Origin of the sequence: Cytobacillus oceanisediminis, from assembly GCF_003182355.1 — a bacterium.
Taxonomy (GTDB): Bacteria; Bacillota; Bacilli; order Bacillales; family Cytobacillaceae; genus Cytobacillus; species Cytobacillus oceanisediminis_A.
Genome location: NZ_QGTW01000026.1, coordinates 1 through 21,030, shown reverse-complemented (window position 1 = coordinate 21,030; position 21,030 = coordinate 1). Strand labels below are relative to the sequence as shown.

Genomic DNA, 21,030 nt, shown 5'->3' with positions numbered 1-21,030 from the left:
GAATTAACGACGAAATAGTCTTCTGTCCCTTGAAATGGTAGTTAATCAGTGGAATTAACGACGAAATGGTCTTCTATTCCTTGAAAATGGTAGTTAATCAGTGGAATTAACGACGAAATAATCTTCTTTCCCTTGAGGTAGTTAATCCGCCCTGGTAGGAGCTATTTACTATATAAGTTTTTTAAATAAAAAGGCCGTCGAATGACGAGCCTTTTTTATTGCTTAAATATAGAATGCAGGTTACTTTTGCATATCCCTTTTTGTTATTTCACTGCGAATATCAACATCCTTTGAGAATTCAGTATCCTGCTTTTTGTTATTGGGATATTTGTTTTTTCTTTCGCGATTGTCATTTTTGTTTGTCATGGATAAAACCTCCTTTTGATTTCTCTGATTTATTTTGCAGCGTGGGGGAACCGTTTATTCTTTTGGAAAAGATATATAAAGTTGTGAACATAGCGAATTAGTCATTGACTAAGTTCGGTATATCTTAAGTCTCCTGAAGCGCGAACCAGCGAATAAATTCAGTGTTTCAACGGAATTACCTGCTAAAAGAGACCTAGCAAGAAACTTAATCCGAAAAAACTGCGGATTCTAAAAACCGGCCCCAGTATAGGGCCGGCCGAGCTAAAGAATCCATCTTTTAAAGGTTTTGCTGGTTTCTTAGCTGCTGTTCTGCCATGGCGACAAGACGTTTTGTCATTTCTCCCCCGACAGAACCGTTTGCTCGTGCGGTCGTATCAGCACCAAGCTGAACACCAAACTCATTGGCAATCTCTTGTTTCATTTGATCCAATACATTTTCTGCACCGGGCACCAAAAGTTTGTTTCTTGCCATGATACATCACTCCCGACGATTTTTTTGAGCAAATAATTGCTCGTTTTTAATTTAACCGATTAATGAAAGCCAGATACCACTTTAAATTTGCCAATAATTTTGCATCAAAGAAGATCTATATGTAAGGTTTTATGACATAAAATTTAGAAAATTATAAAAAACACATTGACATATTGGATAATTAGGATAAAATAAAGTTAAATTAAATGATGTAAGAAAATATAACATGAATTTATTATTATTTCTTACATCGCGAACTAAGGGAGGAAATAACATTGGATGCCACATTTTTAATGAACAGTTTATGGGTAATGTTAGGAGCCATTTTAGTTATCTTCATGTTAGGTGGATTTATAATGCTTGAGGCTGGTTCGACAAGAATGAAGAATGCCGGCCACATTGCAGGCAAAACCATTTTTACTTTCGGGCTTGCATCACTTGTGTTTTGGGCTGTAGGTTTTGGATTCATATTTGGTGATAATGCCAACTTTTTAGTCGGACTTTCAAACTTCTTCTACTCGGGGGCCGAGCTTGAAGGGATGAGCTTATCTTCTCCTGTATTCTTCGTTTTTCAGCTGGCATTTGCCGGCATTGCCATCACGATTGCGCTAGGCGGATTTGCCGAACGTGCAAAATTATCCGTATACCTCATTTTCACTCTATTGTTTTCCGCAATTGTTTACCCGGTTGTTGCGCACTGGATCTGGGGCGGCGGCTGGCTTGCAGAGCATGGCAAGCAAGATTTTGCCGGTTCTACAGTTGTTCACTTAACAGGTGCTATGGCAGCGCTGGCTGCTACTATTTTGCTAAAACCGCGTATTGGAAAATTCAATAAAGATGGTTCAGCAAACAACATATATGGACATAACCAAGTATATACTGCATTGGGCGTACTGATTCTTTGGGTCGGCTGGTTTGGATTTAACGCTGGCAGCACATTATCAGTTGAAGACGGTTTCTTTGGATTTGTAGCATTGAACACTAACCTGGCTGCGGGAGCAGGAGCTGTAGCTGCATTGATTATTTCCTGGATGGTAATGGGAAAATCAGATGTGCCGACCATGCTTAATGGTGCTTTGGCAGGCTTGGTTGCCATTACTGCTTCTTGTGCTTTTGTTGATACGTGGGCATCAGTTGTAATTGGGCTTGTGGCTGGTATCCTTGTGTTCTATAGTGTCAGGTTCTTTGAAAAGAGAAAAATCGACGATCCTATTTATGCGTTGTCGGTCCATGGTGCAGCAGGAATTTGGGGAACTTTATCTACAGGATTCTTTGCAACACCAGAGCTGGCCACAGTTGGAAAGCCGGGATTATTTTACGGAGGCGGTTTTGAACAGCTGGGCGTTCAATTCATGGGTGTAGCAGTTTCCGGCATTTATGCATTTGCTGTATCTTTCATTATTCTTGCAGTCGCCAAGAAGCTAATGGGAGGACTTCGTGTAACAGAGGAAGAAGAAATTATGGGATTGGATTTAAGTGAACATGGCAGCTACGGATACCCGGAAGTATTCATGGCTGAAGAAAACAAAAGATTAAGCTCGTAAACCTCCAGAATACGGGCTTCCTTAAAGGAAGTGTCCGGATGACCTGCGGAATTAATTCTTATCAATCCCTGAAAAAATGGAAAGATGAACAAATCTTGAATTTTCGGTCTGATGCCTATGCGCTGAATGAATTTCATGATCGTGTTATGAAAACCGTTTTTAAGATAGCCTTGAATCGAATGAATAATGAAAAATTGCCCTCATGGAAGTTCACCTGGTTCGCTACAGGAAGCGGGGGGAGAAAGGAACAAGGCTTTTTAAGCGACCAGGACCACGGGCTGGTATATGAAGCGGTAGATCCTGAGGCTGCAACATACTTTTTGAAGCTAGGCGAGGAGATAGCAGAGGGACTTGAGGCAGTTGGTTATCCCTGCTGCGAAGGAAAGGTAATGAGTTCCAACCCGATATGGTGCCGGCCTTTAGTGGAGTGGAAGGAACAGATTTCAGATTGGATGGATGAAGCAAGCTGGCAAACAATGAGAAATCTGCATATTTTCTACGATAGCAGAGCGCTGGCTGGTGAAAAAGAATATATAGGAGAATTAAAATCACTCATTCATAATCGTATTAATAATAATCCTAATCTGCTGAGCCGGCTGATGGAAACGAGTATGCATATGAAAAATGCGGTTGGCCCACTTGGCCAGCTTCTTCCGGAGGAAAAAGGAACCCATCGAGGGGAGCTGGATCTCAAATACACCGCATTTATCCCTTATGTAAATGCGGTTCGGCTTCTTGCTATCAAAGAAGGGATAATCGAAACTTCAACGATTGCCAGGCTGGAAAAGCTTCAAGATATGAAAGACTACGGTGGAGAAATGAACAGATACAAAAACAATTTTGCCACTTTATTAAAATGGCGGCTTCTGACCTACAAACAAACCGATACCTATGATGATACCCACTTCCTGCAATTAAAAAGCTTAACGAAGACGGAAAGAAATGAATTAAAAAGAATTTTAAAGGATAGAAAAAAGCTTCATCAATTTGTGATAAGGACCGTTGAAAAGGGTGTAGTGTAATGGGATTCGATCCTTTTGTTCAATTTGTCAGAGGAATTCAAGGAAAGTTTCATTCCAATATATTTGGGGGCTTGAATGGACAGAACGCCCAGCATATGGCGTTTATCAGGCAAATGCAAAGGGAGCTGGAAAATGCCGATTCAATGGCCATACCCATCAGAAAGTTAAATGTTGTTGTGTTTGATATAGAAACAACCGGGTTTTATCCGGATAAAGGCGATCAAATCATTTCCATTGGAGCAGTTAAAATAATTGACGGGGAAATATGCGATGAGGACTGTTTTTATTCCCTCGTGCAATATGATAAACCGCTTCCTCCAGAAATAAAGGAACTAACCGGGTTATCAGAGGGGCAGTTAGTTGACGCGCCATCCCTCGCAGATGTGATGATCAGTTTCTTTGAATTTGCTAAGGATATGCCGCTTGTTGCTCATCATGCGAACCATGAAAAAAGCTTTATGCGCCACAGTTGCTGGAAGTTGTTCCGTACTCCCTTTAAGCATAAAATATTGGATACGTCCTTTCTTTACAGGGTGGCAGAACCTGATATGGCTCTTTTTAAATTAGAAGAGCTGTGCGAATATAATGGCATTCCCGTGATTGGCCGCCATCATGCTCTCGGGGATGCGAAGCTTACCGCCCAGCTATGGTGTAGATTGGGTGAAAAAGCGCAAAATTCGGGCTGTGCAAATTTAAAGGATGTTTATGAACGACTGGCAAAACTTAATTGAATTCTTTGAAGGTCAGTTCTGAACTTAATGTTTAGACTGATCTTTTTTTATTTGGCATAAAATGCTGAAAAAACCCTTAAACTATATTGACCAGTTTGGTCAAGGGGGATATAATGAAATTGCAGTTGACCGTTCTGGTCAAAACTAAAGTGAAGGAGACAAAGAATGTTTTCCAAGTTTTTAAGTTTGGATCCGGAGAAACAGGATCGGATCATAAATGCGGCAACAAAAGTATTCGCACAAAAAGGCTACCATAATGCCTCTACAAACGAAATTGTAAAAGAAGCTGACATATCCAAGGGTTTGCTATTCCATTATTTTAATAATAAAAGAGGTATGTATTTATTTTTATATGATCACTTGATGGAAGTCTTTTCTGAAAAAATATCCGAAAAACTGGATTGGTCAGAAAAAGATATTTTCATTAAGCTGCGTCAAATCACATTAATTAAATTTGAGTTATTTGGTATCTATCCTGAAATCTTAAATTTTTTTAAAGCGGCCTACACGGAAGAGGCTGAGGAAGTGAAAGGCGAACTTGAACGCAGAAATAAAGAAATGCTGTCTAAAAGCTATGAGAAGTTTTTTTCGGATATCGATACTTCCCAATTCAAAGAAGGTATTGATATTAAAAGAGCAGTAAACATCATCTATTGGACGATTGAAGGTTTTGGCAATCAGCAGCAGGACCAAGTGATTACTGCGAACTTGGAGCAAATTGATATTGATAAAATAATGGCCGAAATGGATTTTTATCTTGAGCTATTAAGAAAGTCTTTTTACAAAGATAAGTAGCAGTTACTTTAATTTTTGGCGCTGTTAAACCTGCCTGTTGATTTTTGCTCCAGGAGCTCAACGAACCGCGGGCGGTCCGGAAGCCTCCTCTGCGCATTCGCGCCTGCGGGGTCTCCCTTTGACACGCTCCTCCCGATCCATCAACATGGTGCCATAATCACAATGAGCTTTAACACCTATTTTTTATAAATGAGGAGGCTGTTCCATGAGTGTAATTGAAATCAGCAATCTGACTAAAACCTATGGAAAAACAAGGGGAATCAATAATATTAGCTTTACAGTGGAAGAAGGAGAAATTTTTGGATTTATCGGTCCGAACGGGGCGGGGAAATCGACCACGATACGTACGCTTCTGGGACTCATTTATCCGACTGGCGGCAGTGCAAAGATTTTCGGAAAAGATTGTATTAAAGACGGACCTGAGATAAAAAAAGAGATTGGCTATTTGCCGTCTGAGGTTTTTTACTACGACAATATGAAGGTTATTGATCTGTTGAAATACTCTGCAAGCTTTTATAAAAAGGACTGCAGCAAACGAATTCGCGAACTGGCAGATATCATGGATCTTGACCTTTCCAAAAAGATTGATGATTTATCTCTGGGCAATCGGAAAAAGGTAGGGATCATCCAGGGACTCCTTCATGAACCAAAACTGATCATCCTGGATGAACCGACAAGCGGATTGGATCCCCTTATGCAGCAAAAATTTTTCGATTTGTTAAAAGAAGAAAATAAAAAAGGTGCCACCATCCTTTTTTCATCCCATATTTTAAGTGAGGTGCAAAGATTGTGTGACCGGGTTGCCATTATTAAGGAAGGCGAAATCGTAACGCTGGAGAAGATCAGCACCTTGAAAGAAAGTACCTATAAAAAATTTAAAATTGAAACAGCTGCCCCCATCGACAAGGAATATTTTCAGATAGAAGGTGTTAATGACCTGGAGGAAGATGGGGTAACGGCAAGCTTCTTATTTAAGGGGAATGTGAATTCCATGATGAAAAAGATTGCTGGTATTGATATCGTGAATATTTGGGTTGAGGAGCCGGATCTGGAGGAAATTTTTATGCATTATTACGAAAAGGAGGACTAACAAGCTATGAATATATTTATACATGAATGGAAGTCTTTCAGAAAATCAACGCTAATCTGGTCACTTTCATTAACTGGCTTAACCATTCTTCTCTTTTCGATGTTTCCAGCTATCGCAAGGGATGCCGAGAATTTTAAGAGGTTGCTTGAAGGTTTTCCGGAACCCGTCCGAAAAGCGGTTGGACTGGAAATAGACAGTATTGCTTCTTTGCTTGGGTTCTATTCCTATATGTTTTTGTATGTATCTCTTTGCGGGGCAATACAGGCTATGAACCTCGGAACCTCGCTATTAACAAAAGAAATTCGTGAAAAAACAGCAGATTTTTTATTAACCAAACCTGTAGCCCGGAAACAAGTGCTAACATCCAAACTGTTGGCTGCAGTTGTCTCATTAATCATGACAAATATCTTTTTTTTAACGGCTGCCAATTTGATGGCTTCTATTGTTAAGACAGAAAGTTATAGTATATCTGCATTTATTCTGATTTCTATTTCATTATTCTTGCTGCAGCTTATATTTCTAGCGATAGGGGTGCTTGTTTCGGTTATTATTCCAAGGATAAAATCGGTTCTTTCAGTTTCGCTTGGCACGGTTTTTGCCTTTTTCATGCTTGGAATCTTCGGCTCGGCTGCAGGTGATGAAGCAATACGCTATATTACTCCTTTTAAATATTTTGATCCGGCCTATATCGTGAAAAACTCAGCCTATGAACCGGCATTCCTTACTATGGGGGCAGGAATAATTCTGGCAGCAATTTTGGCTGTTTACTATATTTATTCAAAAAGGGACATCGCAATTTGATGCAAAGGAGGTGCGTACTATGAATTTATTCTTCAGGGAACTAAAGGCCAACCGTAAATCATTAATCCTTTGGTGTATTGGCATTTTGTTGATGGTTGCTGGAGGCATGAGCAAATTTGGCGGAGTTTCTTCGTCCGGACAGTCGATGAATGAATTAATGGAGGCTATGCCAAAGGCACTGCAGGCGATTATGGGAACTGGGTCGCTTGATATTTCTACCGCAGGAGGGTATTACGGGATCCTGTTTTTGTATTTGATGGTGATGGGGGCAATCCACGCCAGTATGCTGGGGTCGACTATTGTCTCAAAGGAAGAACGTGATAAAACGGTTGAATTTTTGCTTGTCAAACCTATTTCGAGAAACAAGGTGATCACCTGGAAGTTAATAGCTGCGTTAGTGAATGTTTTAATATTTAACATTGTCACTTTCATTTCCTCTGCAGCAGTAGTGGAATATTATAACGATGGCAAAAGCCTGCATGGAGATATTGCCCTTTTGCTGGCAGGAATGTTTATCCTTCAGCTTATTTTCCTCTTTCTAGGAACAGCAATTGCATCTGCCGCCAGGAACCCGAAAGCTGCTGGATCGGTTTCAACGGCGATTCTTATGGGCACCTTTCTGTTGTCCATTATTATTGACATTAGTTCTTCGCTTGATTTCCTGAAATACCTGACGCCTTTTAAATACTTTGAAGCAAAGCAGGTAATGTTCGGCGAAGGCTTGGATAGGGTTTTCCTGATTTTATCTGCCTTTTTCATCTTTATTTTTTTATTTGTAACCTATAAACTTTATAAAGTTAAGGATATGACTGTTTAAAAAGAAGCATGGACTGCGATCCATGCTTCTTTTTTTATCATTAAAACTCTCCATCTAATGGCGTGAAAGGTATATTAAGCCTATTTTCTACAGCTCTTAGCCTTTGATTTAATCTGTTAAGCCTGCGGGTGTGGCGGTCAACAGTTCGATTTAGCATTCTCACCTGATCGGATAGGTTAGTAAGCTGCCTGTTTAGACGTGTAATTTCTCTTGACTGGTCCTGGTTTTGCCTTTCCAAAGCCGTTACTCTTCTTTCGAGCTGAGGTGGCTGTCTGTCAGAATCATATTGATCTATCTGCTGATATTCCGGTGTGAAGTGGCCTGAGGGCTGGGGAAGGTAACCTTGATAATAGCCATACGGATACATAGTGGGCATTCTCCTTTTTCCAAAAGTGCTAAAGCTCCATATAAATTATGCAAAAATGGGCGGAGAGGCACGGCAAAAGCCTATTCTGAACATTGCTGCCCACTAATTTTTATTAATGATAGGCTTTATAAAAGTATGCAGAATATCTTTTGTATCTTGTTCACCTTTAGCTAATTTTGTAAAATAGCCGGCTAATGCAACCTCTAGCATTAGTCTTTTACTATTATCCTTAATAAAGTCCCTGCCTAGAAACTCTTCTAATTTCTCAAGACGATGGTATAAAGTTTGCCGAACAATAAATAAACGGCTAGCTGCTTCTTTCTTATTTCCTAAACACTGTAAATAGATATATAAAGTAAAAAGCAAGTTACTATCATTTTTTTGGTCATACTCAATAAGGGGTATTAGATATTCGTAAATCCAATCTAGTAAATCGTTTTCCTTGATTGAAATCAGGAGTTTTTCAAAATGGAGTTCCTCGTAAATAACAGAGTCACTACTCTTAAAATTGCGAGTATAATCAAGAGCTTTTTTTAAAGTAGTGATACTGGATTGGATTAATGGAATACTTAGGACCTGTGCGCCCAAAATAAATTTATAATTATTAGATGGTGTCTGCATAGTACTGACAACCCTGTTTTTGAAGGTTAATGTGTTTGGGGATTCATCAAACCAGAGAATTAAATGGCCTGGGATATCACTTAAATAACTATGAATAAACGATAACTGATTTTTCTTTGCTTTTGAGTATAAATAAGTCATATCCATTTTAAAATTGCCCAAAACAAGTGCAGTGTAGACGGGTAAATCTAAATGGTGTTTGAATAACTCTTTCTTTGTTTCTTCCAATTGTTCATATTCTAATCCATTCCATAAATTTTGTAAGCAAAAATGAAATTGCTTTTCAGGAGTTGGGAAATGAAGTAAATCATACACTTTTCTGGTTATATCTATAAATCTGACTTGTTTTTCAAACACGATAATTGGAAAATTGGCTTTCTCCGCCATATGGATAATAGCCTCAGGTAAGCTATCTATGTAAGTGTGCAGTTCGATGCAGATACCGGCCGCTCCCCTCTGAATCAATTCTTTTACGAACTTTACTCCTGTTTCAGGATGCTGTGACCAGCCGATACCGGTTGTCAAAATCAATTCTCCGCCATTAATTAACGTTCCGACTTCAGTTACTTCTAAAATATGTGCCCATTTCACCTTGCGATTTATTCCTTTTTTTCCTGCAAGAACTTTATAACCATTAAAACAAGTAAAGTTAAATAACTCTGAAATAGTCAGGATGCAATTTGATGGCAAGCTGTTATCCTCCTTTGGACACTTTGTAAAATCTAATAACTTAATTATTCATACGTTGTCTAATGAGTCAGAAGGAATTTCATATTAAAATTAATATTATAAATATTCTGTATTTTATTTTAGCAAACTTTTAGGGATGAGTGAGAGAAAATAGTCAAGGAAGGGACAATTTTCATAAAGTAAATTCTTACCCGTAAAAGGGAAAGGGATAGCTATGATTATTAAGGAGGTATATCTATGGATCTGACAAAGAGTGCTTTTGATAAGGATCGAAATTATATATGGCATGCCATGAACCGTTACTCTCCTGACTCAAAACCTTTAATTATCGAAAGGGCTAATGGCGTTTTTGTCGAAGATATAGAAGGTGTAAGATATTTAGATGGTATGAGCGGACTCTGGTGCGTAAACTCAGGTTATGGGAGGGCTGAATTTGCAGATGCTGCAGCAGAACAACTAAGTAAGATGGCTTATTTTCCAATGTCTCAAAGCCACATGCCTGCTATAAACCTAGCGGAAAAATTAAATGATTGGCTTGAAGGAGAGTATATTATTTTCTTTTCGAATAGCGGCTCTGAAGCTAATGAAACTGCCTTTAAAATAGCCCACCAATATCACGAACAGAATGGTGAATCAGGGCGATTCAAAATCATTTCCCGTTACCGGTCCTATCACGGGAACACAATGGGAGCTCTTTCAGCAACCGGTCAGGCACAAAGAAAATATAAATATGAACCACTTGCAGCAGGATTCATCCATACTGTCCCCCCAGATTGTTATCACTGCCCCGTTAATAATAACCCTGAGAGCTGCAATATAGAATGTGCAGGACTCTTGGAAAAAACGATTAGTTGGGAACTAGACGAAACAGTTGCAGCGGTAATCATGGAACCTTATATCACAGGAGGCGGAGTGCTGGTTCAGAAAGAAGGGTACCTGAAAAAGGTTGAAAATGTCTGTAAAAAAAGCGGTGCCCTGCTGATTATGGACGAAGTAATTTGCGGCTTTGGAAGGACAGGAAAAAAATTCGGATTTATGCATGAAGGAATCAGCCCGGATATAATCACTATGGCAAAGGGTATTACAAGCGGCTACCTTCCTTTAGCTGCAACTGCAATACGAAAAGATATTTTCGACACTTTTAAAGGAAGTGAAGAGTATGATCATTTTCGCCATGTTAATACGTTTGGCGGTAATCCCGCTGCCTGTGCATTAGCATTAAGGAATTTGGAGGTTATGGAAGAAGAGAGGTTAATAGAAAGATCAAAGTCAATGGGAGAGCAGCTAATGCATTTAATGAAAGAGATTTTGTCTCATTCTAACGTTGGAGATATCCGTCAAAAAGGACTTTTAATGGGAATTGAGTTGGTTGAAGATAAACTAACTAGAGAGCCGCTTAATACAGGAAAAGTTAATCAAATCATTGCATCATGCAAAAGCCTCGGCGTGCTCATTGGTAAAAATGGAGACACCGTCGCAGGATTTAATAATGTCCTTACAATTGCTCCTCCATTAACAATTAGTACAAAACAAGTGCAGCATTTGACAGATGCTGTAAAGAAATCCATCAAAGAAGTGTGCAAGAGGTAAAAACAAAGGGGGGAAAGGGATGAAGAATGAAGTTGATCAAAGAGATCCACGGTTTAAAATTTCCCATAGGGAAGCTTGGATTGGCATTATCCTTGTAACAATTAATTTCATATGGTGGTTTGGCTTCGCATACGGAATGGGATCGAAATCAGTAGAGAGTTATTCTTATATTTGGGGTTTGCCAGCATGGTTCTTCTATAGTTGTGTTGCAGGATTTGCAGTAATGGTTATTTTAGTTGTATTCGCTGTAAAATTTTTATTCAAAGAGGTACCCTTTGAGGATGAAGGGGGCAATTCGAAATGAAATGGGAAGTGATGATTCCGCTTATCATTTTTTTAATCGTGATTTTCTTTATCGGCTTTTGGGCCAGTAAACAATTGAAAAACACCAACACCTTCCTCGAGGAATATTTTCTTGGAGGGAGGCAGCTTGGCGGGTTTATCTTGGCAATGACGATGATAGCCACATATGGAAGTGCCAGCAGCTTTATCGGTGGACCAGGGGTTGCATATAATCAGGGACTTGGTTGGGTATTGCTTTCAATGGCCCAAGTGGCAACAGGCTATTTTGTTTTAATGGTTTTAGGGAAAAAGTTCGCGATTGTTGCCAGGAAATACAACGCTGTAACATTAATTGACTTTCTTAAAGAACGCTATCAAAGCAAATGGGTGGTATTACTTTCAGCCCTAAGCATAATCATATTTTTGTTCTCTGCCATGGCTGCCCAATGGGTAGGGGGAGCAAGATTAATTGAATCATTGACAGGCCTATCCTATACTGCTGCCTTGTTTCTTTTTGCAGCATCAGTAATGGTTTACGTAATTATTGGGGGATTTAGGGCTGTAGCACTTACGGATACAGTACAGGGAGTTGTAATGTTCTTTGGTACACTTATCCTGCTCGTTGCAACTGTTATCGCGGGCGGAGGCCTATCCAATATCATTTCGGATCTGTCTGCTGAAAATCCATATTTAATAACACCTTTTGGCCATGATGGAAGTCTGACACCTCTGTATGTTTCTTCCTTCTGGATTTTAGTAGGTGTTGGGGTAGTAGGGCTGCCACAGGTAACAGTAAGGGCAATGTCCTATAAAGATTCAAAAGCGATGCATAAGGCTCTGATCATCGGAACAATTGTAGTCGGGTTCATTATGCTAGGAATGCATTTGATCGGTGTCTTTGCCAGGCCAATTCTGCCGGGAATCGATGTCGGTGACAAAGTGATGCCTATGATTGCGATGGAAGTTCTGCCAGCATGGCTGGCTGGAATAGTTTTGGCAGCACCGATGGCAGCAATTATGTCAACGGTCGACTCCCTTTTATTGATTGTTAGTTCAGCAGTAGTTAAAGATGTTTATCTTAACTACATAAAACCAGATGCAACCGATAATAACATAAAAAATATAAGTCTTACCGTGACGACTGTTTTGGGCGTATTAGTCTTTTTAATGGCCCTTAGTCCTCCTGATCTATTAATATGGCTGAATCTCTTTTCTTTTGGCGGCCTTGAAGCAGCTTTTATTTGGCCAGTTGTTCTGGGTTTGTATTGGAATACCGGCAATAAGTTTGGTGCAATCACTTCGATGATCTTGGGTGTAGGTTCCTATATCCTCTTCCATACTTATTATCCAAACGCATTTGGAATGCATACAGTAGTTTTACCAATTCTTATTTCCTTAATAGGATTTATTGCAGTTAGTTTAGCTACCAATCATAGTTTTAACAAGCCTTCGGACGGTAAATTGCAGACTGACGGCAAGGAAGGAGTTTTTTAAATGATCCAAACAAATGAAAGACAAGCACGACTGCTAAGGGATGGGAAAGAGGTCGTGGAGTTAACAAAGAATTTGGTGAAGATTCCGAGTGTTTACCGACCTGGGATAGAGGGAGGAAATGAAGAAAAAGTAGCCCAGTTTACAGCGGACTATTTGAGGGGGCTAGGAATCGAAGTTCATATTGAAGAAGTAGAACCCGGAAGACCAAATGTCATTGGGATTGCAGATTCTGGAAGGCCAGGGAAGACATTGTTATTTGAAGGGCATACAGATGTTGTAACTGAAGGTGACCGTGATGCCTGGACATATGACCCCTTTAGCGCAGAAATAATTAATGGAAGAATGTATGGAAGAGGTACAAATGATACAAAGGGAAATCTGGCTTGTATGATCACTGCTGTTCATTCACTTCTAAGAGATAATGAGGAATGGAATGGAAAGATCATTCTTTGTATTCCATGTGATGAGGAAGGGATGATGATCGGCATAAAGAATTTTATAAAACGAGGATGGGCGGATAATGTAGATGGGGCAATCATTTGTGAACCTGAAGAAAATCAAGTGTGCATTACACAAAAAGGTGCTATGCGTATAGTTGTAAATGTATTCGGTAAAATGGCTCATGGAGCAATTCCTTTAAGTGGCATTAACCCCAACACGAAAATGGCGAAACTAATCTGTGAGCTGGACCGGTTGGAACAGAAAGAGAAAACAAGATTGGGGAAGCATCCAATGCTGGGCTGGCCAAGTATCACCCCGACCATTTTACAAGCGCCAGTCCGGGGGGATGCTCAAATTAATGTCATACCAGATCAGTGCATGACAACGTTAGATATAAGGACAGTACCAGGCCAGGACCACAGTAAGCTGAAGCAGGAGATTCAAGATATACTTAATCGATTATCCGAGCAGGATCCGGATTTTAAAGCAGAATTTGAAGTAATTGAAGACCGCCCATGGACTGAAACCGATATGGAAAATGCGCTTGTAAAGGCAACGGCAAAAGCAGTTTTCGAGGTTACTGGGAAAGAACCTATTTATAATGGAGTTCCAGGTGCTACAGACGGTACTTTTCTCCATGTTGCGGGAGTTCCAATTGTGACGATTGGCGCTGGTGATCGAGAAGTTCCACATCAAATAGATGAGTATGTGGATATTGAGGAACTTGCCGAGACCACTGAAATTTTTCGGACAGCCGCATTATTGTTTTTAAATGAAAGTGAAGAGGGGTAGAAGTATAAAAAATACCATCCCAGAGGTACTAAATATAGTTATGATGCTGCGCTATATAAGCATGCAATTTTTAAAATATGGAAGATCGTAAAGTATGGGCGCCAATAAAGAAAGCATGTGGAAACTCTGCGAATTTGTAAAGGATTTTTGTCCCAAAAGTACAGTTTTTGGGACATCTTTTATTTTATATAGGAACAGATCTTTTTGAAACGTTATTTATTTGGTGAATATTAAGGGGAAAATTACTATTTTATTAAAACAATAACATTATCTGCTAATATAAATATGCGAAAGTATTCTAAACAAATTCTAGAAGATGCTCTTGTATGTAGCGGAGAAGTGGTGTCAATCCGAAGGGCAGTTTATTAGGGAATCTGAAGGTTATTGCCTAAATTTCATACTTGCTGTTATTAGCTCCTTTTTTTGAAAGAGTACTCTAGCCTCTACATAAACGGGGGCACTCCTTTGCTGATTTCTGAAACAAGAGAGGAGAGGGATTGCAGCTGCTGATCGTCCAGATCAAATGCGGTTTTGATCTTGTTTTCAAGGTCTGCTGTTACTCTTCTTTTTCCTACCTCCACTAGAGCGATTAATGAAAAGCTGCAGCTGACAATTCTTGCAAAGTCACGCTGTGTCATATTATAGCTTTTCCTGATTAGCTTAATTATTTCTTTATCCATCACAAATCATCCTCTATAAATTGTACCCATTAATTGCGGGCCGTTCTGTGGTTTTGAAGAAGTCTCTTTAGCTATAAAATTAGCATTCGGGAATAGGTTTGTCAAAGTAATTTAACTAATATGGAAATACGGTTTAATAGAGTCGAAGAAAGTATAATAAAGTTAACTGGAGGAGAAAAATAGGTAACGGAATTGGAAGGGAGAGCTGCCTAATGAATATACTATGGGATTTTGATGGAACTTTATTTGATACCTATCCAGCCTATACGGCCATTGTAAAAGAGGTTATGGGTGAAGCTAATGTAACGGAAAAGGAGATATTTGCTCAATTAAAAATTTCTTTCACAGATGCTTTTCAGCATTTCCGGCTTACTGAAGAACAGATAAAGACTATCCGCAAAAAGGCAAGAAGCCTAGAACCTAAGGATCTAAAGCCTTTTCCGTATTTGGTGGATGTGCTTAAGCTGGCAAATAAAAATGTCATTATGACACACAAGGAACGGGAGGGTGTTGCAGCCATTCTTTCTTGCCATAAACTAGACGGTTACTTCACGGATATGGTAGCCGGTGATGATGGATATCCTCGAAAGCCCCATTCAGCTTCGTATGAATTTCTGCATGAAAAGCATGGGATTGATTTAGCGATCGGGGACAGGGAAATTGATATCCTGCCGGCTAAAAGCCTTGGAATCAAGACCTGTCTTTTTCAAAACACGGCACCAGGTGCAGATTTTTATCTGGAAAACTACAAGGATTTTATCCGGACCATAAAGTGAAAACGCCAGCACTGTTGTTCAGTGCTGACGTTTCTTATTTAATGCTTGTGTTTATTAAAATTCAAGTAATTTCGGAGAATTTTCCTTTGTTTTCATAAGCCTTATGTTTTGAGGCTTAATTTCTAAAACCACATAGTTTGGGTCATTCGGTCGGTCAATCCAGGGTTTTTTATTTCGTCATTCCATAGTTTTTTTTCATCCGTATTTATCGCCAAATAGCTTCTTCTTTTCAATCGTTTCAAAATCCGCTTTGTACTTTTCCTCTGTTGATGAGCTGCTCTTTATTTTGGAGCCGTTTTTTTCCTCTTCCTTTTCCTGGTTTAGGTCTTCTACCGGAAGCGGATCAACATTTTTCTCACTTTCGAATTTGTCAAATATGCTTTCTTTTTCGGTTTTATATTGTTCCGGTCTATCCATTTTTCCATCCTGCAGTTTTTTATCTGACATGTGAGTAATCCTCCTTATTTCCGGTTCTCTTCCTGAGGTTTTTCCGGCTCTCTTTGGGGCTCAATATCTTTGTTGTGTTTTTTCTTTTGTTCTTGCTCTATAGAATCATTTTCTGCAGTTCTATTTTTATCAGCCATCAGATATAACCTCCTTTAGGTAGTTAGTATTTATTACCCGCTTAAGGATAAGTGAAACGTTGGACGATCTTAGGCGGAGTTTATAGGTATCCCGATTGGTTTTGGACTGCGTATGGGGGGCGCATTTTCAAAATGATTCTGAATGGCAAGAATGGCAGGAAATATATCATTCATTTAAAGTAAAAGTAAGGGCTGATATTCAAGGGACAGGGGTGATTAAAGTTTTATGAAAAGAGCTTTTAGTCCCGTAACTTGTTAAATGAAATTATAGTTTCAATTAACTTTTTTAAAATAAGGTGAATGTTTGTAAAAAAACGGATTATTCTCTTTTAAATGCCAGAAGATTTTGTATGATTAACACTGTAATATATTTTAAGCAGCCAAGGAGGAAAAGAAAATGAAAAAATGGTTTTTAGCTTTGATGGCAGCTCTAATGATTACAGGTGTGGCAACAGGTTGCAGCAATGAAGAAGAAATGGACGAGACAAACACTGAAGAAAATGAAGATGCGGGAACTGGAGAAGGAACTGAAGAGGAAACCGAGTAAATCCGTAATGGTATGAATTGAAAAAGTGCACCTTTGGGCGTGAAGGTGCACTTTTATTTTGATTAAGCAGCTCTGAAATTGGTTTGACTTTTATTAGTGTGTTTATGTTTGATTATTTGATAAACATACCAGCCTGATACGGTAAGTGTAATACCTGATCCGATGATCATGGATAACTGATAATCCATCTGAAAGCCCTCAGGCGCATAGAAGATGTAAGTAGATACGACGCCTGTCATAAATATGGCTGGTGCGCCGCAAATCCAGTGAAATTTCTTGTTTTTCAATAGGTACATAGTTCCTGTCCAGAGCATGACCGCAGCAACAACCTGGTTTGTCCATCCTACATATCTCCAAAGGAAGGAGTAATCGATCGTAGCAAGGAATAAAGTTGGAAGTACTACAGGCACTGTAGTAAACACAACATTCCGCTTCCCGTCCATATTAAAGAATGAGGACAGTAATTCTGCCAGCATCATTCTTGAAGAACGAAGAGCTGTGTCGCCGGTTGTAATTGGCAGAATGATGACGCCTAGTATTGCCAGGATACCACCTAGTGTGCCAAGCAGGCTCTTGGAAATTTCATTAACGACTCCGGCAGGCCCGCCAGCCGCAAGTGCTTCCTGAAGTCCCCCTGTACCGCCGAAAAATGTCATTCCAGCAGCCGCCCAAATTAGAGCGATAACGCCTTCTCCTATCATCGCGCCATAGAAAACCTTTCTTCCGTCGCTTTCCTTTTTTAAAGTACGTGAAACAATAGGGCTTTGGGTAGAATGAAAACCTGAGATAGCCCCGCAGGAAATAGTGACCATTAACAAAGGCCAGATTGGAAGTTCCGCCGGATGGAGGTTTGCCAGCGTCACATTAGGAATTGATTTACCGCTGAATAGCAATGCAACTGCAATTGATATAGCCATAAATATTAATATCGCTCCAAATATAGGATAAATCTTCCCAATAATTCGATTAACAGGCAAAACAGCAGCAAGAATAAAGTAAACAAAAATAACAAGCAGCGATGCCATAAAGCTAAGCGGCGTTATGCTGGAAATTAGCTGCGCCGGTCCAGCTGTAAATGCGGCTGCAACTAATACCATTAAGACAAGTGAAATAATATTTATTGTTGTTTTCGCAGTTTTGCCCAAATATCTGCCAACAAGGCTTGGAAACTGCTCACCTTTATGTCTCAACGAAAGCATCCCAGAAAAATAATCATGAACAGCGCCAGCAAAAATGGAACCTGCCACAATCCAAATGAAAGCAACAGGTCCGTATAAAGCTCCCATAATTGCGCCAAAAATCGGACCGAGCCCCGCAATATTCAATAATTGAACTAAGCTGCCTTTCCACCAGCTCATCGGAACATAATCCATTCCGTCTTTTTCTGTGTATGCCGGTGTAGGGTTGCTGTCATTTATCCCGAAAATGCGCTCTACAACCTTTGAGTAAACTGAGTATCCTGCCAAAAGCAAGACAATAGAGCCTAAAAATGTCACCATGCTAACATGCCTCCTGTTGTATAAAATGTCTCTATAAAGTATCTGAAACTTATGAATATGTGGAATATTGTACTAGTAAAACAGAATAAAAAGCAAGGTATTTTCAGAAAAAAAGATATTTTACAAAAATAAAAACGCTTTCAATTGAGAGTGTTTTTATTGCACATTTCTTACCGGCTTTGGGAAAAGATACAGGAATAGGAAATCAGCATGGTGCTGCATACCTGTCATTTAACCGAAATGCGCTGGGAACATGTTTGCGCAACGATATCCCTTTCATCATGCTTGGAACTTTAAAGGACGTTTATTTTTATGGGAATGAAAGCGGCAATTTGATGGCGAAGAACGGATGGAACCGCCCCAAATGGTAAGACAGAAACAAGCTTTTATAAAAATGTTCATTTAATGCAGACTTCACTTTAGTGGAACCCTCTTTCAAAAGAATCCATAAGCTACTATAAGTTCTTTTGAAGGGGGGAAAACGATGATTGTCCTTTCGAATAATCAGAGTAAGCCTGGGATTGGCCGCTTCTTCGGAGTACAGCGTGAAATATATATTGCCCTGGAGAACAGTCCTGAAATTCATCAATATGAATCGATGCATGAATTACTATTCGATATCCTCTTAAGGGAGAATATTATTAAAGCAGCAAGGCTGATGCATGCAAGTGCTATTGAGTTTGCACCATTTGCCACATCCCGCTTTAATCCGCGCATTTGGAGAAGAACGAGATATGGATACCTTCTTGATTCATCGGTACTGCCGTCCGATGCCATTAGGGATGTGTTTATCAACAGCAGGGAATATGCTTTTGAATGTACGACAGCCGTTGTGCTGATTTTTTATAAAGCTGTATTGGATTCCATTTCTGTCAGCCGTTTTAACACTCTTTTCCAGGGCCTTCTTGTATGGGATTGGAATTATGATTATGATTTGTCCATCATCACAAAGAAAGGAAGAAACTTTATCCCTGGAGATGTGGTTTATTTTTATAACCCTGATTATGACCACCCTGTTTGGACTGGAGAGAATGCTGTTTATTTGGGCGGGGGGATGTTCTTTGGGCAGGGGATTGGAATGGAAACAGAAGCGGGAATGATTAGAGCTCTTAACACATTAAGGAAAAAAGGAGCCACTAGAGATGCCTATCTGATATCCCAGCACAGCAGGCTAAATGTGAAATATTTATCCCAGTTTGCAAAACGGCCATTATCTTTTGCATAAAGATAGTTAAACAAATAATTCAATAGGGTGAATCGCTTATTTTTTAATGCCTTTCACCCAAATTTATCCTCAAGCCTAGGATGATTTGCCGATTTTGCACATCTCCGTTATTTGTCTCTTTTAAGAGGGCATATTTCCTGTAAAAAAGGGAAAATAAAAGATAACGATTCTAGACATATACACAGAATATTTCAAGTTTAAACATAAAAGGAGACAGAAATATGAGATTATCCCAGGTTATGAAATGCCTAAAGGATAGCGGGGAGATGGATTTATTTACAAATGATCCTGAAATTACAGGGATTGAAATGGATTCACGCCATGTGGGGAAAGGGAGCTTGTTCGTAGCAATAAAAGGGTTCCAGACTGATGGCCATTCTTTTATCGAACAAGCTGTCAAAAATGGCGCGGCTGCTGTTGTAGGTGAAGAGGATCTGAAAATGGACATTCCATATATAAGAGTGGCAGACAGCAGGACAAGTTTGGGTAAGCTTGCAAGCTGTTTTTATAGTCACCCATCCAAAGAACATAAAATAGTAGGGATTACAGGAACAAATGGCAAAACGACTACCTCCTATATACTAAAGCACATACTGGAGACTGCCGGCCGGACATGCTCTTTGCTTGGCACAGTTTCGTATGTGATTAATAATGAGGTGTACAAGCCCACCAATACAACGCCGGACGCTTTGCAGATCCAAAAAATGCTAAGCAAAAGCATGGATGAATTTGTTGTGATGGAAATTTCCTCTCATGCACTCGAACAATCGAGAACAGAAGGCCTGCAAATTGACTATGGGCTTTTTACGAATCTTGCACATGACCACCTTGATTATCACAAAAATATGGACAGCTATTTTAATGATAAAAAGAAGATCTTTTCCCTTTTAAAAGAAGAAGGGAAGGCCGTTGTTAATCTTTATAATTCATGGGGAGAAAAAATGGCGGAAGACCTGCAAAAAGAAAAAGTCCCATTAATTATGCTTGGAGATGAAAACTGCTGTTCCATAGAAGACGTACAATTGAACGGCAAAACAGTTTTTATTTTAAAAATGAATGATAAACGTTATAAAATCAAATTTCCTCTTCCTGGCTGCCATAATGTCTATAATGCCGCCATGGCTTTCTTAACAGGCATGGATATGGGGCTCGACCCCGATGATATGATTAAAGCCCTTGCGTCTTTTCCAGGCATACCTGGACGGTTTGAAACGATTACACATCCAACCGGGGCAAAATTTGTTGTGGATTACGCCCATACGAAAGATGCATTTGAGTACTGCCTGGAAACAGCAAGGCAGCAGGGAGCTGAGAGGATTTTCCATATTTACGGCTTCCGAGGGGGCAGGGATCAATCCAAACGGGAAGAAATGATTAAGGTTTCAGCAAGATACAGCAATCAATTTTATTTGACTGCAGATGATTTGAACGATGAAACAGAAGAAAAGATGATTGGTGAATTACTTAGGCTGAATGAACAATTCGGAAACGGAAAGGGGCAGGTCATTGCCGACCGGACGTTGGCCATTCAGAAGGCATGGCAGCAAGCGAAAAAAAATGATTGGATCTTTATCACAGGAAAAGGACCCGAATCTTATAAAAAACCGTTTACACTTCCGGCGGAAAGCGACTTAGAGACTCTTAAGTTTTTACAGGAGTCCGGAAGGCATCAAGGAGTTATTTGAAAAAAAGGGAGCAGACCGACTGAATGAACTGCACCCTATAAAGTAGACAGTTTAATAAAAAGAGATGCTGCTATCTACGCAGCGATGAGATGACTTCGGTAAGCTGCCGGAGTCATCTT

General features: G+C 39.6%; 23 protein-coding genes. 15 read left to right on the top strand and 8 right to left on the bottom strand.

The features are described from left to right. Positions 1–240: 240 nt before the first annotated feature. Both DFO73_RS29555 and DFO73_RS27315 read right to left on the bottom strand, forming a co-directional pair. Positions 241–366: a hypothetical protein gene (locus DFO73_RS29555; RefSeq protein WP_258309998.1), complete on the bottom strand. Its 126-nt coding sequence runs from the start codon at positions 364–366 to the stop codon at positions 241–243. A 277-nt stretch (positions 367–643) separates the two neighbouring features. Beyond that, positions 644–838, bottom strand: a complete 195-nt coding sequence (locus tag DFO73_RS27315; RefSeq protein ID WP_110067807.1) for an alpha/beta-type small acid-soluble spore protein — start codon at positions 836–838, stop codon at positions 644–646. 275 nt (positions 839–1,113) lie between these two features. On the opposite strand from DFO73_RS27315, the gene DFO73_RS27310 reads away from it, so the two are divergent. The 7 genes from DFO73_RS27310 to DFO73_RS27280 all read left to right on the top strand — a co-directional run bounded on the left by DFO73_RS27310 (position 1,114) and on the right by DFO73_RS27280 (position 7,638). Further along, positions 1,114–2,382 carry an ammonium transporter gene (locus DFO73_RS27310; RefSeq protein ID WP_110067806.1) on the top strand — a complete coding sequence of 423 codons (1,269 nt, stop codon included), beginning with the start codon at positions 1,114–1,116 and terminating at the stop codon, positions 2,380–2,382. 38 nt (positions 2,383–2,420) lie between these two features. Beyond that, entirely contained in the window at positions 2,421–3,404 is a 984-nt protein-coding gene (locus tag DFO73_RS27305; RefSeq protein ID WP_110067805.1) for a DUF294 nucleotidyltransferase-like domain-containing protein, read from the top strand. Then, complete coding sequence (locus DFO73_RS27300) at positions 3,404–4,135, top strand: exonuclease domain-containing protein (protein ID WP_110067804.1); 732 nt, start codon at positions 3,404–3,406, stop codon at positions 4,133–4,135. Before DFO73_RS27305 ends, DFO73_RS27300 begins: the two co-directional genes overlap by 1 nt. A 165-nt stretch (positions 4,136–4,300) precedes the next feature. Continuing rightward, the gene (locus DFO73_RS27295) at positions 4,301–4,930 is read left to right on the top strand and encodes a TetR/AcrR family transcriptional regulator (RefSeq protein WP_110067803.1); all 630 of its coding nucleotides are present in this window, start codon (positions 4,301–4,303) and stop codon (positions 4,928–4,930) included. 205 nt (positions 4,931–5,135) lie between these two features. Then, positions 5,136–6,020 carry an ABC transporter ATP-binding protein gene (locus DFO73_RS27290; RefSeq protein ID WP_110067802.1) on the top strand — a complete coding sequence of 295 codons (885 nt, stop codon included), beginning with the start codon at positions 5,136–5,138 and terminating at the stop codon, positions 6,018–6,020. 6 nt (positions 6,021–6,026) lie between these two features. Then, positions 6,027–6,821, top strand: coding sequence for an ABC transporter permease subunit (locus DFO73_RS27285; RefSeq protein WP_110067801.1), 795 nt, complete (start codon positions 6,027–6,029; stop codon positions 6,819–6,821). 19 nt (positions 6,822–6,840) lie between these two features. Then, positions 6,841–7,638 (top strand): ABC transporter permease subunit, encoded by a 798-nt coding sequence (locus DFO73_RS27280; RefSeq protein WP_110067800.1) that lies wholly within the window; start codon positions 6,841–6,843, stop codon positions 7,636–7,638. A 40-nt stretch (positions 7,639–7,678) separates the two neighbouring features. Here DFO73_RS27280 and DFO73_RS27275 read toward each other — a convergent pair whose 3' ends face one another. Both DFO73_RS27275 and DFO73_RS27270 read right to left on the bottom strand, forming a co-directional pair. Beyond that, positions 7,679–8,005, bottom strand: coding sequence for a hypothetical protein (locus tag DFO73_RS27275; RefSeq protein WP_110067799.1), 327 nt, complete (start codon positions 8,003–8,005; stop codon positions 7,679–7,681). Positions 8,006–8,107: 102 nt separating this feature from the next. After that, positions 8,108–9,316, bottom strand: a complete 1,209-nt coding sequence (locus DFO73_RS27270; RefSeq protein ID WP_110067798.1) for a PucR family transcriptional regulator — start codon at positions 9,314–9,316, stop codon at positions 8,108–8,110. Between the two features lie 237 nt (positions 9,317–9,553). Between DFO73_RS27270 and DFO73_RS27265 the strand changes: the two genes are divergently transcribed. Genes DFO73_RS27265 through DFO73_RS27250 form a run of 4 tightly spaced genes read left to right on the top strand, consistent with a single transcriptional unit; the run spans position 9,554 to position 13,915 of the window. Next, entirely contained in the window at positions 9,554–10,906 is a 1,353-nt protein-coding gene (locus DFO73_RS27265; RefSeq protein WP_110067797.1) for an aspartate aminotransferase family protein, read from the top strand. Positions 10,907–10,925: 19 nt separating this feature from the next. Continuing rightward, on the top strand, positions 10,926–11,210 hold the full coding sequence (locus tag DFO73_RS27260; protein WP_110067796.1) for a YhdT family protein: 285 nt from the start codon (positions 10,926–10,928) through the stop codon (positions 11,208–11,210). After that, positions 11,207–12,682 carry a sodium/pantothenate symporter gene (gene panF, locus DFO73_RS27255; RefSeq protein WP_110067795.1) on the top strand — a complete coding sequence of 492 codons (1,476 nt, stop codon included), beginning with the start codon at positions 11,207–11,209 and terminating at the stop codon, positions 12,680–12,682. Before DFO73_RS27260 ends, panF begins: the two co-directional genes overlap by 4 nt. Next, a complete protein-coding gene (locus tag DFO73_RS27250; RefSeq protein ID WP_110067794.1) occupies positions 12,683–13,915 on the top strand; it encodes a M20 family metallopeptidase in 1,233 nt (410 codons plus the stop codon). Positions 13,916–14,358: 443 nt separating this feature from the next. Here DFO73_RS27250 and DFO73_RS27245 read toward each other — a convergent pair whose 3' ends face one another. Then, positions 14,359–14,595 carry a helix-turn-helix domain-containing protein gene (locus tag DFO73_RS27245; RefSeq protein ID WP_026583460.1) on the bottom strand — a complete coding sequence of 79 codons (237 nt, stop codon included), beginning with the start codon at positions 14,593–14,595 and terminating at the stop codon, positions 14,359–14,361. 212 nt (positions 14,596–14,807) lie between these two features. Between DFO73_RS27245 and DFO73_RS27240 the strand changes: the two genes are divergently transcribed. After that, entirely contained in the window at positions 14,808–15,371 is a 564-nt protein-coding gene (locus DFO73_RS27240) for an HAD-IA family hydrolase (RefSeq protein ID WP_110067793.1), read from the top strand. Between the two features lie 195 nt (positions 15,372–15,566). Here DFO73_RS27240 and DFO73_RS27235 read toward each other — a convergent pair whose 3' ends face one another. Then, positions 15,567–15,818, bottom strand: a complete 252-nt coding sequence (locus DFO73_RS27235) for a hypothetical protein (RefSeq protein ID WP_110067792.1) — start codon at positions 15,816–15,818, stop codon at positions 15,567–15,569. A 14-nt stretch (positions 15,819–15,832) separates the two neighbouring features. After that, entirely contained in the window at positions 15,833–15,955 is a 123-nt protein-coding gene (locus DFO73_RS27230) for a 3-methyladenine DNA glycosylase (protein ID WP_110067791.1), read from the bottom strand. A gap of 397 nt (positions 15,956–16,352) precedes the next feature. Here DFO73_RS27230 and DFO73_RS29550 point away from each other — a divergent pair, with 397 nt between their 5' ends. Then, complete coding sequence (locus tag DFO73_RS29550; RefSeq protein ID WP_258309958.1) at positions 16,353–16,502, top strand: hypothetical protein; 150 nt, start codon at positions 16,353–16,355, stop codon at positions 16,500–16,502. Positions 16,503–16,564: 62 nt separating this feature from the next. Here the strand turns inward: DFO73_RS29550 and DFO73_RS27220 are convergent, their stop codons facing one another. Then, complete coding sequence (locus tag DFO73_RS27220; protein ID WP_110067790.1) at positions 16,565–18,001, bottom strand: carbon starvation CstA family protein; 1,437 nt, start codon at positions 17,999–18,001, stop codon at positions 16,565–16,567. A 484-nt stretch (positions 18,002–18,485) separates the two neighbouring features. Between DFO73_RS27220 and DFO73_RS27210 the strand changes: the two genes are divergently transcribed. Both DFO73_RS27210 and DFO73_RS27205 read left to right on the top strand, forming a co-directional pair. Then, positions 18,486–19,226, top strand: a complete 741-nt coding sequence (locus DFO73_RS27210) for a protein-glutamine gamma-glutamyltransferase (RefSeq protein WP_110067788.1) — start codon at positions 18,486–18,488, stop codon at positions 19,224–19,226. 221 nt (positions 19,227–19,447) lie between these two features. Beyond that, positions 19,448–20,911: a UDP-N-acetylmuramoyl-L-alanyl-D-glutamate--2,6-diaminopimelate ligase gene (locus DFO73_RS27205; RefSeq protein ID WP_110067787.1), complete on the top strand. Its 1,464-nt coding sequence runs from the start codon at positions 19,448–19,450 to the stop codon at positions 20,909–20,911. Positions 20,912–21,030 lie beyond the last annotated feature (119 nt).